This window comes from Streptomyces sp. NRRL F-5135 (genome assembly GCF_000719775.1).
Classification (GTDB): Bacteria; Actinomycetota; Actinomycetes; order Streptomycetales; family Streptomycetaceae; genus Streptomyces; species Streptomyces hebeiensis.
The window spans coordinates 18,515-36,032 of the sequence record NZ_JOHR01000009.1 but is presented as its reverse complement, the minus strand read 5'-3'; the positions used below and the strand labels follow the sequence as shown (position 1 = coordinate 36,032).

The following is a 17,518-nucleotide window of genomic DNA, read 5'->3' as shown; positions in this document are numbered from 1 at the left end:
ACCGGATCCATGGCGCGGCGCCCGGGAGCGTGACGGGAGAACCGCCCGCATGCATGAGCCCACAGAGCCCCGTACCCCCGGGGACACCAACGAAGAGAACAACACTCCCAGCGACACGCTGCCGCCGCGCCGCAGGCGCCGCGCGGCGTCCCGGCCCGCGGGCCCGCCCGTCGGCGCCGACGGCGGCGGGGAGACGACGGTCGCGTCGGCCGCCCCGCCCGCCGAACCGGCCGCGCAGGACGGTGCGGCTCCGGCCGGCGCCACCGCCGAGGTGCCCGCGCCGCGTCCGCGCCGCCGGGCGACCCGTAAGGCGACCGCGCCCGCCGGCGCGCCGACGCCGTCCGAGGCCCCGGCTCCGGCTCCCGTCGAGGCGGGAGAGAAGACGGAGGCCGCGGAGGCCGCGGCCACGGCTGAGGCGCCTGCCGCGCCGCGTCCGCGCCGCCGTGCGACGCGCAAGGCGACCGCGCCCGCCGGTACGCCGCCCGAGTCCGAGGCGGTGGCGCCGGCGGAACCCGCTCGTACGGCCGTGAGCGAGGAGGCCGTCGAGGCCGCCGCTCCGGCCGGGACGGATGCCCCCGCCGCGCCGCGTCCGCGCCGCCGGGCCACGCGCAAGACCGCCGCGCCCACGGCCGCGCCGACGAGCAGCGCGCCGGAGGCCGAGGCCGCGGCCGCCGCCGAGGCCGTCACCGATGTCGCGGAGACCGCCGAGGCACCCGAGGCGCCCGCCGCGCCGCGTCCGCGCCGCCGTGCCACCCGGCGGGCCACCGCGCCCAGCGGCGCGCCGACGACGGGTGACGAGAGCGCCGCGACGGGTTCCGTCGCGCAGCTCACCGCCGAGGAGGAGCCCGTCGCGGCCGCCGAGCCGCCCGCTCCTCGCAGCCGTACGCGACGCAAGGCCGTCGCGGCGCAGACCACGCCCGAGCCCGGGGCCGAGCCCGCGCGGCCCGTCGCCGGGACCGAGAAGGCCGAGGCGCCGGAGCAGCGCACGCGCCGCCGCGCCGCGCGGCCGGCCGTCGCCGTGTTCCAGGCGCCGGTCTTCACCGAGCCGATGTTCCAGACGCCGGAGACGGCCGCCGCCGCGGCCGCCGCGGCCGTGGCCGCCGAGGAGGACGAGGAGGAGGTCCAGGCCCCCGCGCCGGCCGAGCCCGTCGCCTCGGAGAACCCGGGCCGTCGCAGGCGCCGGCGCCGTGGCGAGCCCGCCGAGCCGGCGGAGAGCCCCGCGGAGACGGCACCGGTACGGGAGGCGGCACCGGTACGGGAGGAAACCGAGGCGGCACCGGTACGGGAGCCCGCCGAGGTCGCCGCCGAGGCCGCGGCCGACGAGACGCGGTCCGCCGACGGCGACGACTCCGACGAGTACGAGGACCGTCCCTCGCGCCGCCGTCGCCGTGGTGGCCGCCGCCGCCGTCGTGGCGAGTCCGCGGACGCGGAGGAGAGCACGGACGAGCAGGAGCCGCAGGAGGAGTCCGGCACCCGCGCCGAGGAGTCCGAGGACGAGCAGGAGGGCGACGGCGACGGTGACGCCGGCCGGGAGGAGCTCGAGGCCGCCTCCGGCGGCGGCTCCGCCAGCAGCCGTCGCCGTCGTCGCCGGCGCCGCCGCAGCGGGGAGTCCGCGGGCGAACCGGAGGCGGGCGGCGACGACCCGGAGCGTACGGTCGTCAAGGTGCGCGAGCCGCGCGAGCGCCGCGCCCGCGACACCGAAGCGGGCACGGGCTCCGACGAGGTGCAGTCCATCAAGGGCTCGACCCGTCTGGAGGCCAAGAAGCAGCGCCGCCGCGAGGGCCGCGAGCAGGGCCGCCGCAGGGTGCCGATCATCACCGAGGCGGAGTTCCTGGCGCGCCGGGAGGCCGTCGAGCGGGTGATGGTGGTCCGCCAGAACGGCGAGCGCACCCAGATCGGCGTCCTCGAGGACAACGTGCTCGTGGAGCACTACGTCAACAAGGAGCAGGCCACCAGCTACGTCGGCAACGTCTACCTGGGCAAGGTGCAGAACGTCCTGCCGTCCATGGAGGCCGCCTTCGTCGACATCGGCAAGGGACGCAACGCCGTCCTGTACGCCGGTGAGGTCAACTTCGAGGCGCTGGGCATGGCGAACGGCCCGCGCCGGATCGAGAGCGCCCTCAAGTCCGGCCAGTCGGTCCTCGTCCAGGTGACGAAGGACCCCATCGGCCACAAGGGCGCCCGGCTGACCAGCCAGGTCTCGCTGCCCGGCCGGTACCTGGTGTACGTGCCCGAGGGCTCGATGACCGGTATCAGCCGCAAGCTGCCCGACACCGAGCGCGCCCGGCTGAAGACGATCCTCAAGAAGATCGTCCCCGCGGACGCGGGTGTCATCGTCCGTACGGCCGCCGAGGGCGCCAGCGAGGACGAGCTGCGGCGGGACGTGGAGCGTCTGCAGGCGCAGTGGGAGGACATCAAGAAGAAGGCGAAGAACGGCGGCGCGCCGACCCTTCTCTACGGTGAGCCCGACATGACCGTCCGGGTCGTCCGCGACATCTTCAACGAGGACTTCTCAAAGGTCATCGTCAGCGGTGACGAGGCGTGGCAGACCATTCACGGCTACGTCGCCCACGTCGCTCCGGACCTGTCCGACCGGCTCCAGCGCTGGACGAGCGAGGTCGACGTCTTCGCGACGTACCGCATCGACGAGCAGCTGATGAAGGCGCTCGACCGGAAGGTCTGGCTGCCGAGCGGCGGCTCGCTGGTGATCGACAAGACCGAGGCCATGGTCGTGGTCGACGTCAACACCGGCAAGTTCACCGGCCAGGGCGGCAACCTGGAGGAGACCGTCACCAGGAACAACCTGGAGGCGGCCGAGGAGATCGTGCGCCAGCTGCGGCTGCGCGACCTGGGCGGCATCGTCGTCATCGACTTCATCGACATGGTGCTGGAGTCGAACCGGGACCTCGTGCTGCGGCGGCTGCTGGAGTGCCTGGGCCGGGACCGTACGAAGCACCAGGTGGCCGAGGTCACCTCGCTGGGGCTGGTGCAGATGACCCGCAAGCGGGTCGGGCAGGGGCTGCTGGAGTCGTTCTCCGAGACCTGCGTCCACTGCAACGGCCGCGGCGTGATCGTCCACATGGAACAGCCGGTGGCGGCGGGCGGTGGCGGGGGCGGCAAGCGCTCGAAGAAGCGCGGCCGTGGCGCGGCCGGCGCGGACCACGAGCACGAGCCGGTGGTCCCCGCCGCGCGGCCGGAGAGCGCTCCTGAGCCGGAGGCCGCGGTCGCCGAGAGCGAGGCCGAGGTGGCCGCCGAGGCGGCGGTCCCGGTCGCGCTGCCCGCGCCGGAGTTCGCGCCGGACGAGGAGCTGTTCAACAGCGTGGCGGAGGCGGAGGCGGCCGCTCGCGGCCGTACCCGCCGCCGGGCCTCGCGGAAGGCGTCGGCCCCGGCGGGTTCGCCGAAGGCGGCGGACGCCGGAGCGCCCGCCGTGCGGCCGGAGCCGCAGCCGGTGGTGGTGCCGGAGTCGCGGCCGGTGCCGGCCGAGCCCGAGACGACGGCCGAGCCGGAGACAGTGGCCGAGCCGGTCGTCGCGCAGGCGCCCGAGGCGGAGGCGGCCCCTCAGGGCCGTACGCGTCGCAGGGCGACCCGCAAGGCGTCGGCCCCGGCCGGTTCGCCGAAGGCGGCGGACGCGGAGGCGCCCGCCGAGGTGGTCGTTCCCGCTGCCCCGGAGCCCCGGCCCGAGCCGGTGGCCGAGGCCGCCGCGCCCGCCGAGGCGGCGGAGCCCACGGCCCCGCCGCGTGCCCGTCGCCGGGTGACCCGCAAGGTCACGGCCCCGGCCGGGTCGCCCTCGGGCGCGGAGGAGGCCGCGATCGTCGTGGTGCCCGCCGCGCAGCAGCGGGAGGCCGCCGTGGCCGCGTCGGACCCGGCTCCGGTCCTGGAGCCGGAGTCGGAGTCGGAGTCGCCGTCCGCCGAACCGGAGGAGGCCCCGGCCCCGGCGAGGAAGACGACGCGCAAGGTCGCCAAGAAGGCCCCGGCGAAGAAGACGGCCGCCAAGAAGACGACCACGGCCAAGAAGACCGCGGCGAAGAAGACGACGGCCAAGAAGACGACCACGGCGAAGAAGACGACGAAGTCGGCGACCAAGAAGGCCGCCACCAAGTCGACCGCGAAGAAGACCGCGGCGGCCGAGCAGCAGCCGCCCGCGGGCGTCACGGCGCCGACGGACAGCTGATCGTTCCTCCCGCGCACGCAGGGCGGTGCCCCACTCCCCGAACACCGGGGGTGGGGCACCGCCCGTTTCGTCGATCGCTCCCCTCGGGGCGACCGCTCCGGGCAGGGGGACGCGCCGAGCGCCGCTGTGGTCGCGTTCACAGGCGGGGACGGAGCCGGGCACGTGTTCTCGACATCGCCGTCCCGACTTTTTTCTTCCGGCCCCCGGAGCCCGGCCGCGGGGCCGTCTCCGGCAGGGCCGGTTTGACCGTCGCCGAGGGCGGATCGTAGTCTTGACCCTCGGCGTGTCTGTATGCGCGCCTACTCCTGAGCACCTACCTCCCGGCATCCGGGGGAGGCCGCTCGTCCTCATCCGGACCGTCGCGGGCTTCGGCCCGTGCGGGCGGCTGGCATCAGGGGTTCCGTTCCGAGCGAGAGTGAGATCCGCGTGTACGCCATCGTGCGCAGCGGTGGTCGCCAGCACAAGGTTGCTGTCGGCGACACCGTTGAGGTTGACAAGATTTCCACTGCCAAGGTTGGCGACACGGTCGAGCTCTCGACCCTGCTCGTGGTCGACGGTGACACCGTCACCAGCGACCCGTGGGTTCTGGACGGGATCAAGGTCACGGCCGAGGTCGTCGACCACCACAAGGGTGCCAAGATCGACATCCTGCGCTACAAGAACAAGACCGGCTACCGCCGCCGCCAGGGTCACCGTCAGCAGTACACGGCGATCAAGGTCACCGGCATCCCGACGGCCGCGAAGTAAGGGACTGAGGAGACATGGCACACAAGAAGGGCGCATCGTCCACCCGTAACGGGCGCGACTCGAATGCCCAGCGGCTCGGCGTGAAGCGCTTCGGCGGCCAGCTCGTCAACGCCGGTGAGATCATCGTCCGCCAGCGCGGCACGCACTTCCACCCGGGCTCCGGCGTCGGCCGTGGCGGCGACGACACGCTGTTCGCGCTGAGCGCCGGTGCGGTGCAGTTCGGCACCCGCCGTGGCCGCAAGGTCGTGAACATCGTTCCGGCCGCCTGATCACAGGGCAGTCGTAGAGCGGTTTCCCGCGAGGGCGGACCTCACTTCCCGACAGACGGGGAGCGGGTCCGCCCTTCGTACGTTCGCGGTCCGCCCGGTGGACCCGCCTGGTCGACCCGCCCGGTCGATCCCCCGACCTGTCCGACCGTATGACCCCGCCCACACGCCGTGGGCGGACCCGATGGACCTGATGTACTGGAGGCAATCCCCATGACCACCTTCGTGGACCGCGTCGAGCTGCACGTCGCCGCGGGTAACGGAGGCCACGGCTGCGCCTCCGTGCACCGGGAGAAGTTCAAGCCGCTCGGCGGGCCCGACGGGGGCAACGGCGGCCGGGGCGGCGATGTGATCCTCGTCGTCGACCAGTCGGTGACGACGCTGCTGGACTACCACCACTCCCCGCACCGCAAGGCCACCAACGGCAAGCCCGGCGAGGGCGGCAACCGTTCCGGCAAGGACGGTCAGGACCTGGTGCTGCCGGTGCCGGACGGCACCGTCGTCCTCGACTCGCGCGGTGAGGTCCTCGCCGACCTGGTGGGCCACGGCACCACCTATGTCGCCGCCGAGGGTGGCCGGGGCGGGCTCGGCAACGCGGCGCTGGCCTCGGCCCGCCGCAAGGCCCCCGGCTTCGCGCTGCTCGGTGAGCCGGGGGACGCGGGTGACGTCGTCCTGGAGCTCAAGACCGTCGCCGACGTGGCGCTCGTCGGTTACCCGAGCGCCGGCAAGTCCTCGCTGATCTCCGTGCTCTCCGCGGCCAAGCCCAAGATCGCCGACTACCCGTTCACCACGCTGGTCCCCAACCTGGGGGTGGTCACCGCCGGCGCCACCGTCTACACCGTCGCGGACGTACCCGGCCTGATCCCGGGCGCCAGCCAGGGACGCGGGCTGGGCCTCGAGTTCCTGCGCCACGTCGAACGCTGCTCGGTGCTCGTCCACGTGCTGGACACGGCGACGGCGGAGCCGGACCGGGACCCGGTCTCCGACCTCGACACGATCGAGGCGGAGCTGGCGCAGTACGGCGGCCTGGACGACCGGCCGCGCGTCGTCGTGCTCAACAAGGTCGACGTCCCGGACGGCCAGGATCTCGCGGACATGATCCGCCCCGACCTCCTGGAGCGCGGCTACCGCGTCTTCGAGGTCTCCGCGGTGGCCCACAAGGGGCTGAAGGAGCTCTCCTTCGCGCTCGCCGAGATCGTCGCCAGGGCCCGTGCCGACAGGCCCAGGGAAGAGGCGACCCGGATCGTCATCCGGCCCAAGGCCGTGGACGACGCGGGCTTCACCGTCACCCGCGAGGACGACGGGCTCTTCCGCGTGCGCGGCGAGAAGCCCGAACGCTGGGTGCGCCAGACCGACTTCAACAACGACGAGGCCGTCGGCTACCTCGCGGACCGGCTGAACCGGCTCGGTGTCGAGGAGGAGCTGATGAAGGCCGGGGCCCGCGCGGGCGACGGCGTGGCGATCGGCGCCGAGGACAACGCCGTGGTCTTCGACTGGGAGCCGACGGTGATGGCGGGCGCCGAGATGCTGGGCCGACGGGGCGAGGACCACCGCATGGAAGCGCTCCGGCCGGCGGTGCAGCGGCGCAGGGAGCGGGAGGCCGAGCGGGACGAGGCGCAGCGGGAGTTCGACGACTTCAACCCCTTCTGACCGTTTCACACCTCTTCTGGGGTCGCGTTACGGACACGGGCGGTCAGGGCGTTTCGCCGTGGCCGCCCGTTTGCGTAGCCTCTCATTTGAAACCCCCCGCGCTCCGACGTGAAACTTCTGTGGTGTCCTTCACGTACGACTTCCGGCCACGTCCCGTTGGTTCACAGGTCTTCGCAGGTGAATCAGGGGTTGCGGGCCGGTGTCGCCCGGTGGTGGTCCACCTTGCACGACGATTGCCGCGGGTGGGACCATCGGCCCATCCTCTGAGCCCGCAAGGTAGGTCAGTCCTGTGTCTGGAACTCCCGCTTCCGCGTCGTCCGCGAAGCCCCGCACCACCGCCGTCGTCCTGGCAGGCGGTACCGGTCAGCGCGTGGGCCTGTCGATCCCGAAGCAGCTGCTGAAGATCGCGGGGAAGGCGGTCATCGAGCACACCCTGTGGATCTTCGAGCAGGCCGAGTCGATCGACGACGTGATCGTGCTGATGGCTCCGGGCTACACGGGCGACGTGGAGAAGATCGTCGCGAAGGCGGGGCTCAGCAAGGTCAGCCGGGTCATCGAGGGCGGCGCGACGCGCAACGAGACCACCGAGCGCGCCATCGCGGCGCTGGGCGAGGGGCTGGCCGAGGGCGAGGACCGCAACGTCCTGTTCCACGACGCCGTCCGTCCGCTGCTGTCGCAGCGCGTGATCCAGGACTGCGTGGACGCGCTGGAGCGCTACCAGGCGGTGGACGTGGCGATCCCGTCGGCGGACACGATCATCGTCACCCGGACGCACGGCGAGGACGGCGAGTTCATCACGGACGTCCCCGACCGCTCCCGGCTGCGGCGCGGCCAGACCCCGCAGGCGTTCAAGCTGTCCACCATCCGCAGGGCGTACGAGGTCGCCGCCGGTGACCCCAACTTCCAGGCCACCGACGACTGTTCCGTGGTGCTCAAGTACCTGCCGGACGTGCCGATCCACGTCGTCGCGGGCGACGAGTACAACATGAAGGTCACCCAGCCGGTCGACGTCTTCATCGCCGACAAGCTCTTCCAGCTCGCGTCCGCCGCCGCGCCGCAGCAGTCCTCCGACGAGGCCTACCGCGAGCTGCTGACCGGCAAGACCCTGGTCGTCTTCGGCGGGTCGTACGGCATCGGCGCGGACATCTGCAAGCTCGCCGAGTCCTACGGCGCCGCGGTGTACGCGCTGGGCCGTTCCACCACCGGCACGCACGTGGAGAACCCCGAGCACGTCGACGACGCGCTGTCCCGCGCGTACGGCGAGACGGGCCGCATCGACTACGTGATCAACACGGCGGGCGTCCTGCGCATCGGCAAGCTGGCCGAGACGGACAACACCACCATCCAGGAGGCGCTGAACGTCAACTACCTGGCGCCGGTGCAGATCGCCCGCGCCTCGTACAAGTACCTGGCGGAGACCAAGGGCCAGCTGCTGCTCTACACCTCCAGCAGCTACACGCGCGGGCGCGCCGAGTACAGCCTGTACTCGTCCACGAAGGCCGCCATGGTCAACCTCACCCAGGCGCTGTCGGACGAGTGGGCCGCCGAGGGCATCCGGGTGAACTGCGTGAACCCGGAGCGTACGGCGACTCCGATGCGCACCAAGGCCTTCGGCCAGGAGCCCGAGGGGTCGCTGCTGTCGTCCGAGGCGGTCGCGCGGACCTCCCTGGACGTGCTGCTCTCCGAGCTGACCGGACACGTCATCGACGTACGGCAGCAGGACCCGACCAGGGGCGCGTCCGAGGCGTCGGACTTCGAGCAGGCGCTGGCCGCCGTCCTGGACCGCCAGGAAGATGTGTCATAATTCTCGACAATCTTGATACGGGCCTCCGTGGACGCCGCAGACGCGGGAACCACGGGGGCCCGAATTCGTGGAGCCGGGGTCCTGCCGTGCGGAGCGGCTCGGAAAGACCCGGACGAAAGGCCCCGGACCTTCACGCTCTCGTCGCAATATCAACAGCCGGCACGCTCTGGAGCAGGTATTCCGTGATTTCGACAGCCATTCGCCTGGCCCGTGTGGGCAGCGGATCAGAGCTGGCAGCAGCACTTCTTCTGGGACTGGGTTTCCCGTGCGTCATGCTCGCCGCGATAATTCCGAACCTCTGGCTCTTCGCCGCGGCGGCCGCCGTGACGTATCTCGCGGACACGTACCTGCACAAGCGCGGCAGCTATCTGGTCAACAGGCTGGCCAAGGTACGGGCCGGGCTGTCGATCCGGTTCCTGATCCGCCAGATGCTGATGGCACTGATGGTGGCGAGGTCCGGGCTCGGTGAGGACCGGATCTTCTACGTGACCGTGGTCGTGGTCCTCGTCTTCTACGGCCTCCAGGCACCGCACGGCGCGATCGTCACCCTGCTCCGGCTGCGCCGGCGGCTGCCCGTGGTCACCCGCAACATCGACCTCACCGGGATCCGGATCCCCGACGCGCCGCCGCGCGGCCTGCTGCACCGCTCCGCCGAGAAGATGCTGCACCTGGACCTCTTCGCCATGGCCGGCGTGATCGTCACGGTGCAGACGCGGGACAACCTCTACGGCTACGTGGGGCTCGGCCTGACCCTGGCGCTCGCCGTCCTCTACATCCTCGCCCTGCTGCCGTACCTGCGCCCGGCCCGGCTGGTGCCGGCCGCGGACAAGGTGCTCGCGGCCGTGGACGAGTGGCTGGCCGACTACCGGCCGACCGTCATCCTGTACTTCTCCGGCTCCAAGGACTCCGCGTACCAGGTCAACATGTGGCTGGAGACCATGGACCAGATCGACGGACGGCCGCTGATCGTGCTGCGGGAGCGGGCCATCGCGAGTCAGCTGGCCCCGACGTCCGTGCCGGTGCTCTGCGTCCCGGGCGGGGTGCACCTGATGAACCTGGACCTGTCGAGCGTGCGCGTCGCGCTGTACGCGGCCAACGTCGGCAAGAACATCCACATGCTGCGCGTCCCGACGATGAAGCACGTCTTCATCGGCCACGGCGACAGCGACAAGCTGGCCAGCGTCAACCCCTACAGCAAGGCGTACGACGAGGTCTGGACGGCGGGCCGGGCCGGCCGCGACCGCTACGCGCTGGCCGACGTCGGGGTGCGGGACGAGGACATCGTCGAGGTGGGCCGGCCGCAGCTGGCGCCCATCCGGCCCGCGACGGGCGCCCCGAAGAACGCGATCCCCACGATCCTGTACGCGCCCACCTGGGAGGGCTGGGACGACAACCCGGGCAACACCTCGCTGCTGCTGGCGGGCGAGAACATCGTCAAGCGGCTGCTGACGGCCGAGCCCCCGGTCCGGCTGCTGTACAAGCCGCACCCCTTCACCGGTACGCGCAGCCCCAAGGCGAAGGCCGTGCACGCCCGGATCACGGCGATGGTGGAGAAGGCCGCGGCCGAGCGGGCCGGCGACACCCGGTGGGCCGAGGAGGCGGCGGCCTCGCGCGCGGACATGAGCGCGGCGCGCTCCGAGCTGAACCGGATCCAGGCGCGGCTGACCGAGCTGTCGGGCGTCGCCGACAGCGGCCGGGACGAGGCCGAGGAGTCGCGTGAGTCGAAGGCCGACCCGGCGCGCCAGGCGGAGCTGACCCGGCTGCGGAACGAGTGGAACACCGCCTACTGGCGGTCCTTCGGCTGGTGGGAGCACCGGGTCATCGACGGCGCGGAGCCGCGGCTGTACGACTGCTTCAACGAGTCGGACGCGATGGTCTCCGACATCTCCAGCGTGGTCTCCGACTTCATCGCCAGCGGGAAGCCCTACGCGGTGACCGACTCGGCGGAGCTGGGCGCCGCCGAGTTCAAGCGGCAGAACACCGCCGTGCGCGCCGCCGTGATCCTCTCCAACAGCGCCGCCGAGCTGGACGAGCTGCTCGCGGCGGTCGCCGATCCGGCCGCCGACCGGCTGGCCGGGGCCCGCGCCGAGCTGAAGCGGTATCTGCTGGGGCCGGACGAGCCGACCTCGATGGAGCGGTTCAACGCGGCCACGCGGGCGCTGGCCGCCAAGGCGGAGGCCCGCAACCTGGGGGTGGAGCAGCGTCTGGTGGAGCCGCTGGAGGCGCCCGCGCCGGACGACCAGGCGCCGGTCGGCCCGCGGGCCGAGGAGGGCCTGGAGAGTTCGGAGAACGCCCCGACGGAGCCCGAGAACAACGATCTGGACTCGCCCGTGGGACCCGTGGGCGGCTGAGCCGGAACGCACAGGAACGGGAAAGGGCCCGCACGGCCCCGATGAGGGCCCACGGCCCGGCGGTACGCGTCCGAGCGCGCCGCCGGGCCGTTTCCGTGCGCGGACCACGCGCGCGGACCACGTGTGGAGCACGTGCGCACGGGGGCGCGCGGACGGCAGGGGCGGAGCAGGCCGGGACATGTCGGTACTTTTATGTGACCGGCATCACAGATTCAGACGATCGTGATCAGACAACCAACAAAGGGTGGTGCCTGTCTGTCATTTCGATGAACGAGATGACAGTTCCTGATGTGAGTGTGATCGTCGGGGCATACGAAGCGATGCCCTACCTGGTCCGCTGCCTGGAGTCGGTGGAGTCGCAGACCATGGCTCACCGTATCGAGGTCATCGCCGTCGACGACGGCTCGACCGATGGCACGGGGGCATATCTGGAGAAGTTCGCCGCCTCGACCGCCATCCCGACCAAGGTGGTGCGACAGGCCAACTCGGGGGGCCCGAGCGGCCCGCGCAACGTGGGCCTCGCCCTGGCCAGGGGGAGGTACGTCTTCTTCCTGGACGCCGACGACTACCTGGGCCCGGAGGCGCTGGAGCGCATGGTGGCCATGGCCGACCGGGCCGGCACCGACGTGGTCCTCGGCAAGGTGGAGGGAGTCAACAGGGGGGCGCCGTCGTCGATGTGGGGCCGGACGGCCGAGCGCGTCGACGTCTACAACTCGAAGGTCATCTACACCCTCAGCGCCCAGAAGCTGTTCCGGCGCGAGCTGGTCGAACGGCTCGGCCTGCGGTTCGACGAGGGGATGCGGACCGGTGAGGACGCCCTCTTCACGATGGAGGCGTACCTCCGGGGCGGGGGCGTCTCGGTGATTTCCGACTACACCTGCTACTACCTCGTCGGCCGTGACGACGGCAAGCACGTGACCAAGAGCGGCGACCACACGATGCGCTTCGAGGCCGTGGGCGCGCTGATGAAGCTCATCGCGGACATCGTGCCGCCGGGCGCCAAGCGGGACCGGCTGATGGTCAGACCCTTCACGGTCGGCCTGCTCCAGCAGTTCCCGCCCGGCTTCATGAAGCAGCCGGAGGAGGTCCAGCGGCAGAAGATGGAGCTGGCCGCGCCCCTGATGCGGCGTTACTGGGGACCGGGCGTGGCGCGGCTGATCAAGGTCTCGGAACGGTTGCGGCTGGAGTGCGTCGCGCTCGGGCGGTTCGACCTGCTGCGGGACGTGCTCGTCTTCGTCCGGGACGGGACCAGACCCGAGGTGGTCCACCGGGGCCGCGACCGGACTCCGTACCTCGCCTTCCCCCACTTCGGGGAGAAGGGCAGCGGACTGAAGGACGCCTCGTTCGAGGTGACCGTGCCGGACTGGATCGGCAAGCCGGGCCTGGAGAGCATCCACCCGCCCAAGGTCGTGCGGCGGCGCAGGTCGCCCGCGCGGCGGGTGGCCCGGCGGGTGCGTGCGCGGATCCGCCGTACGGGCCTGACCCGCGCCTGGGCCCGGGCCGGGGGGAGGACCGCGAAGGCGGCCGCGGCGGTGTCGGCCACCGCCTCGCGGCCAACCGGACAGAAAGCCTGAGGAGTTGGCGCCCGAAGGCGCTCGAGGGCCTTCCGGGGGTCTTCCGAGGGCCTTCTGGGCGCCTTCCGCGAGCCCTCGTGGGCGGTCCGGGGACGGTCCGGGCGCTCCTGTGGACGGCCCTTCCGAGCCACCTCGAACCGGTCAGTTCACCCGCCGGAGGTGACCGGCTGCGGTCCACGCCGGAAATCGTCGGTAAAGTCTGACTGTCGGGCGATGCCCGGACAGCGTTGAAAACTCTCCTGGGATGAGAAACGTGAAGGCTCTTGTACTGTCCGGTGGGGCGGGCACCCGCCTGCGCCCCATCACACACACCTCCGCGAAACAGCTCGTGCCGGTGGCCAACAAGCCCGTGCTCTTCTACGGTCTCGAGGCCATCGCGGACGCGGGTATCACGGAGGTCGGCGTCATCGTCGGCGACACGGCCGACGAGATCCGCGAGGCGGTCGGGGACGGCTCCCGGTTCGGGATAAAGGTCACCTACCTCCAGCAGGACGCCCCGCTGGGGCTGGCGCACGCCGTTCTCATCGCGCGGGAGTTCCTCGGTGACGACGACTTCGTCATGTACCTCGGGGACAACTTCATCGTCGGTGGCATCACCGGCCTGGTGGACGCCTTCCGGGCGGACCGGCCCGACGCGCAGATCCTGCTGACGAGGGTCCCCAACCCGACCTCGTTCGGCGTCGCCGAACTCGACGGCGACGGCCGGGTGGTGGCGCTGGAGGAGAAGCCCAAGCAGCCCAAGAGCGATCTGGCGCTCGTCGGCGTCTACCTCTTCACCCCGGCCGTGCACGAGGCCGTGCGCTCCATCGAGCCGTCCTGGCGCGGTGAGCTGGAGATCACGCACGCCATCCAGTGGCTGATCGACCAGAGCCGGGACGTCCGTTCCACGACCATCTCCGGGTACTGGAAGGACACCGGCAACGTCACCGACATGCTGGAGGTCAACCGCTCCGTGCTGGAGACCGTGGAGCCCTGCCTCGACGGCTCCGTCGACGAGGCGTCGGAGATCATAGGGCGGGTCAGGATCGAGGCGGGCGCCCAGGTCACCGGCAGCCGGATCGTCGGCCCCGCGATCATCGGCGCCGGCACGGTCGTCAGCGACGCCTACATCGGCCCCTTCACGTCGGTCTCCGAAGGGTGCAGGATCGAGGACAGCGAGATCGAGTACTCCATCGTTCTGCGGAACTCGTCCCTCACCGGCGTGCGCCGGGTGGAGGCCTCGCTGATCGGCCGCGATGTCGAGATCACGCCCGCGCCCCGCAACCCGTCCGCCCACCGACTCGTCCTCGGCGACCACAGCAAGGTGCAGATCTCCTCATGACTCGTTCCGACGCCTCCCGCCCCACCAGGATCCTGGTCACCGGCGGTGCCGGCTTCATCGGCTCGCACTACGTCCGTACGGTTCTGGGCCCCCAGGGGCCCGGCGACGTCGAGATCACGGTGCTCGACAAGCTCACCTACGCGGGCAATCCGGCCAACCTCGACGAGGTGCGCGACCGGCCCGGCTTCGCCTTCGTCCAGGGCGACATCTGCGACCCCGAGCTGGTCGGCAAGCTGATGGCCGAGCACGACCAGGTGGTGCACTTCGCCGCCGAGTCGCACGTCGACCGCTCCATCGACGGCGGCGCGGAGTTCGTCCGCACGAACGTGGTGGGCACGCACACGCTGATCGACGCCGCGCACCGCGCGGGCGTCAAGACCTTCGTGCACATCTCCACCGACGAGGTCTACGGCTCGATCGACGAGGGCTCGTGGCCGGAGACCCACCCGCTGGAGCCCAACTCGCCCTACTCCTCGGCGAAGGCGTCCAGCGACCTGATCGCGCTCTCCTACCACCGCACCCACGGCCTGGACGTGCGGGTGACCCGCTGCTCCAACAACTACGGGCACCACCACTTCCCCGAGAAGGTCATCCCGCTGTTCATCACGAACCTGCTGGACGGCAAGAAGGTGCCGCTCTACGGCGACGGCGGCAACGTCCGGGACTGGCTGCACATCGACGACCACGTCCAGGGCATCGAACTGGTCCGCACGAAGGGCCGCGCCGGGCAGGTCTACAACATCGGCGGCGGCACGGAGCTGTCCAACAAGGAGCTGACCGGGCTGCTGCTCGAGGCGTGCGGGGCGGACTGGGACACCAGCGTCGAGTACGTCACCGACCGCAAGGGCCACGACCGCCGCTACTCCGTCGACTGCACCAAGATCCGCACGGAGCTGGGCTACGAGCCGCGCAAGGACTTCGCCACGGGCCTGGCCGAGACCGTCCAGTGGTACCGCGACAACCGCGCCTGGTGGGAGCCGCTGAAGGAGCGTGCCGCCCTGTGAGCAGCTGGCTGGTCACCGGCGCCGGCGGGATGCTGGGCCAGGACCTCCTGGCCCAGCTGGCCGCCGCCGGGGAGAGCGCGGTAGGCCTGGACCGTACCGCCCTGGACATCACGGACCCCGCTTCGGTACGTGCCGCCCTGGCGGAACACGGCCCGGCCGTGGTGGTCAACTGCGCCGCCTGGACGGCCGTGGACGACGCCGAGGCCAAGGAGGACGAGGCGCTCGCCGTCAACGGCACGGGCCCCCGGGTCCTGGCCGAGGCGTGCGCGGCCTCCGGCGCCGTCCTCGTCCAGGTCTCGACGGACTACGTGTTCGCGGGCGACGCCTCGGCCCCGTACGGGGAGGACACCCCGCCGGCCCCGCGCAGCGCGTACGGCCGGACGAAGCTGGCCGGGGAGCGCGCCGTGCTCGACACGCTCCCCGAGCGCGGTTACGTGGTGCGCACGGCCTGGCTGTACGGCGCGGGCGGCGGCAACTTCGTCCGTACGATGATCAAGCTGGAGGGCGTCAAGGACACCCTGGACGTGGTGGACGACCAGCGCGGTCAGCCCACCTGGACCGGGGACCTGGCGGACCGGCTGGTCCGGCTCGGCCGGGCGGCCCTCGACGGCACGGCCGCGCCCGGGATCTACCACGGCACCAGCGGCGGCGAGACCACCTGGTTCTCGTTCACACGGGAGATCTTCCGGCTGCTCGGCGCGGACCCCGAGCGGGTCCGGCCGACCACCAGTGAGGCGTTCGTCCGGCCCGCGCCCCGGCCCGCGTACAGCGTGCTGGGCCACGAGCGGTGGCGGGCGGCCGGGATCGAGCCGATCCGGGACTGGCGCGCGGCGCTTCAGGAGGCGTTTCCCGCCCTGCTGAAGGCCGAGCGCGGCGCGGGGGCGCCGACCGCGTAACCCGTGGGAGATCGCACACCGCGCTGAGCTGGAAGCCTGGCGACACGTGGCTGTTACTGACCGGTAGATGTTTACGGATGGTCGAGGGGCCCACTAAGTTCACTGAGAATCAAGCCTCCGTTGTTGATTCTCAGTGAAGGGCCCTCTACGTGGACCGCCACGGCTTCCTGCGCCACCTGCACCGTGTGTACAAGCCCCGCAACTACCTGGAGATCGGGGTCAATGACGGGCGCAGCCTGGCGCTCTCCCGGGTGCCTTCGGTGGCCGTCGACCCGGCCTTCAAGGTCGTCACGGACATCAGCTGTGACGTCCACCTCGTGAAGTCGACCAGCGACGACTTCTTCGCCCGCAAGGACCCGCTGATCCACCTGCGCAACGGGCGCAACCCGTTCCGCGCGCTCGCACGTCGGGATCCGGTCAATCTTCTCGGCGGCGACCCGAAGCTGGAGCTGTCGTTCATCGACGGCATGCACCTCTTCGAGTACGCGCTGCGCGACTTCATGAACGTCGAGAAGCACTCCCGGTGGTCCAGCGTGATCGTGCTGGACGACATGCTGCCGAGGGACGTGGACGAGGCGGCGCGCGACCGGCACACCAAGTTCTGGGCCGGGGACGTCTACAAGGTGGCGACGGTGCTGCGGCGCTTCCGCCCGGACCTGCTGGTGGTCGACGTCGACACCGCTCCGACCGGGGTCGTGGCCATCTTCGGCGCCAACCCGGAGAGCACGGTCCTGAAGGACGCCTACGACAAGATCATCGAAGAGTACGTCGTACCGGACCCGCAGGACGTGCCCGACGAGGTGCTGGTCCGCAAGAACGCGGTGCAGCCCGAGGCGCTGCTGCGGGCCGGCTTCTGGCAGGGCCTGACGCGGGCGCGGAACCTGCGCAGGCCGCGCTCCGCGTTCGTGCCGCTGCGGCGGCAGATCGAGGCCGTGGTCGGCTGATCCGTTCCGGCCGGGGCCGCCGCCCCGGTCCGGACGGTGCCGGACGGCGGTTCGGCTCAGGCTGTACAGAACCGCGCGAAGGGGCCCGGGCGACGTGTCGAACGTCGCCCGGGCCCCTTCCGTGTGCCCGCCTCCCGGCGGAGGTCAGCCGCGCGCGGCCAGCTCCGCGTAGTAGGCGCGGCAGGCCTCGTACGACGGGAGCAGGCCCTGGGCCTCGGCCTCCGCCAGGGTCGGCGCCGCCGCGTCCTTGTCCGACAGCAGCGGGGTGATGCCCTCGGGCCACTCGATGCCGAGCTCGGGGTCCAGCGGGTTGATGCCGTGCTCGCGCTCGGGCGCGTACCCCTCGGAGCAGAGGTAGACCACCGTCGCGTCGTCCGTCAGCGCCACGAAGGCGTGTCCGAGCCCCTCGGCGAGGTAGACGGCGTGGTGGTCCACGTCGTCCAGCCGGACGGCGTCCCATCTGCGGTAGGTCGGGGAGCCGACCCGGATGTCCACGATGACGTCGAGCACGGCCCCTCTCACGCACTTGACGTATTTCGCCTGGCCCGGCGGCACGTCCGCGAAGTGGATGCCGCGCAGCGTGCCCCGGCTGGAGACGGAGCAGTTGGCCTGGGCGAGGTTCAGCGCGTGGCCGGTCGACTCCACGAAGCCGGGGGCCTTGAACCACTCGTGGAAGCTGCCACGGCTGTCCGGGAAGACCTTCGGTTCGTGGACCCAGGCGCCTTCGACGGAGAGCTGTCGCATGTGATCACGTCCTTGTTCGTGCTTGATCGTGCTTGTTCGTGCCGCT

12 protein-coding genes are annotated in these 17,518 nt (G+C 71.6%); 11 read left to right on the top strand and 1 reads right to left on the bottom strand.

Translation table 11 applies throughout. From position 1 onward, the window contains the following. Positions 1-49 precede the first annotated feature (49 nt). From IG02_RS0117145 to IG02_RS0117095, 11 genes are all read left to right on the top strand, one after another. Positions 50-4,171 carry an Rne/Rng family ribonuclease gene (locus IG02_RS0117145; protein WP_030748112.1) on the top strand — a complete coding sequence of 1,374 codons (4,122 nt, stop codon included), beginning with the start codon at positions 50-52 and terminating at the stop codon, positions 4,169-4,171. A gap of 426 nt (positions 4,172-4,597) precedes the next feature. After that, the gene (rplU, locus tag IG02_RS0117140; RefSeq protein WP_030748110.1) at positions 4,598-4,918 is read left to right on the top strand and encodes a 50S ribosomal protein L21; all 321 of its coding nucleotides are present in this window, start codon (positions 4,598-4,600) and stop codon (positions 4,916-4,918) included. Between the two features lie 14 nt (positions 4,919-4,932). Beyond that, positions 4,933-5,187, top strand: a complete 255-nt coding sequence (gene rpmA / locus IG02_RS0117135) for a 50S ribosomal protein L27 (RefSeq protein ID WP_030748109.1) — start codon at positions 4,933-4,935, stop codon at positions 5,185-5,187. A 210-nt stretch (positions 5,188-5,397) separates the two neighbouring features. Further along, complete coding sequence (gene obgE / locus IG02_RS0117130) at positions 5,398-6,834, top strand: GTPase ObgE (RefSeq protein ID WP_030748107.1); 1,437 nt, start codon at positions 5,398-5,400, stop codon at positions 6,832-6,834. A 289-nt stretch (positions 6,835-7,123) separates the two neighbouring features. Next, positions 7,124-8,638 (top strand): bifunctional cytidylyltransferase/SDR family oxidoreductase, encoded by a 1,515-nt coding sequence (locus IG02_RS0117125; protein ID WP_030748105.1) that lies wholly within the window; start codon positions 7,124-7,126, stop codon positions 8,636-8,638. A gap of 182 nt (positions 8,639-8,820) precedes the next feature. Beyond that, the gene (locus IG02_RS0117120) at positions 8,821-10,989 is read left to right on the top strand and encodes a hypothetical protein (protein WP_030748103.1); all 2,169 of its coding nucleotides are present in this window, start codon (positions 8,821-8,823) and stop codon (positions 10,987-10,989) included. A gap of 266 nt (positions 10,990-11,255) precedes the next feature. Further along, positions 11,256-12,563, top strand: a complete 1,308-nt coding sequence (locus IG02_RS0117115; RefSeq protein ID WP_420707759.1) for a glycosyltransferase family 2 protein — start codon at positions 11,256-11,258, stop codon at positions 12,561-12,563. Positions 12,564-12,816: 253 nt separating this feature from the next. Beyond that, positions 12,817-13,884: a glucose-1-phosphate thymidylyltransferase gene (locus IG02_RS0117110; RefSeq protein ID WP_030748096.1), complete on the top strand. Its 1,068-nt coding sequence runs from the start codon at positions 12,817-12,819 to the stop codon at positions 13,882-13,884. Continuing rightward, positions 13,881-14,888, top strand: a complete 1,008-nt coding sequence (rfbB, locus tag IG02_RS0117105) for a dTDP-glucose 4,6-dehydratase (protein ID WP_030748093.1) — start codon at positions 13,881-13,883, stop codon at positions 14,886-14,888. The genes IG02_RS0117110 and rfbB overlap by 4 nt, the downstream gene beginning before the upstream one ends. A 29-nt stretch (positions 14,889-14,917) precedes the next feature. Further along, positions 14,918-15,784 (top strand): dTDP-4-dehydrorhamnose reductase, encoded by an 867-nt coding sequence (gene rfbD / locus IG02_RS0117100; protein ID WP_051765275.1) that lies wholly within the window; start codon positions 14,918-14,920, stop codon positions 15,782-15,784. 149 nt (positions 15,785-15,933) lie between these two features. After that, entirely contained in the window at positions 15,934-16,728 is a 795-nt protein-coding gene (locus IG02_RS0117095) for a methyltransferase type 11 (RefSeq protein ID WP_030748088.1), read from the top strand. Positions 16,729-16,872: 144 nt separating this feature from the next. On the opposite strand, the gene rfbC is transcribed toward IG02_RS0117095, so the two are convergent. Beyond that, complete coding sequence (rfbC, locus tag IG02_RS0117090; protein WP_030748085.1) at positions 16,873-17,472, bottom strand: dTDP-4-dehydrorhamnose 3,5-epimerase; 600 nt, start codon at positions 17,470-17,472, stop codon at positions 16,873-16,875. Between the last annotated feature and the right edge of the window lie 46 nt (positions 17,473-17,518).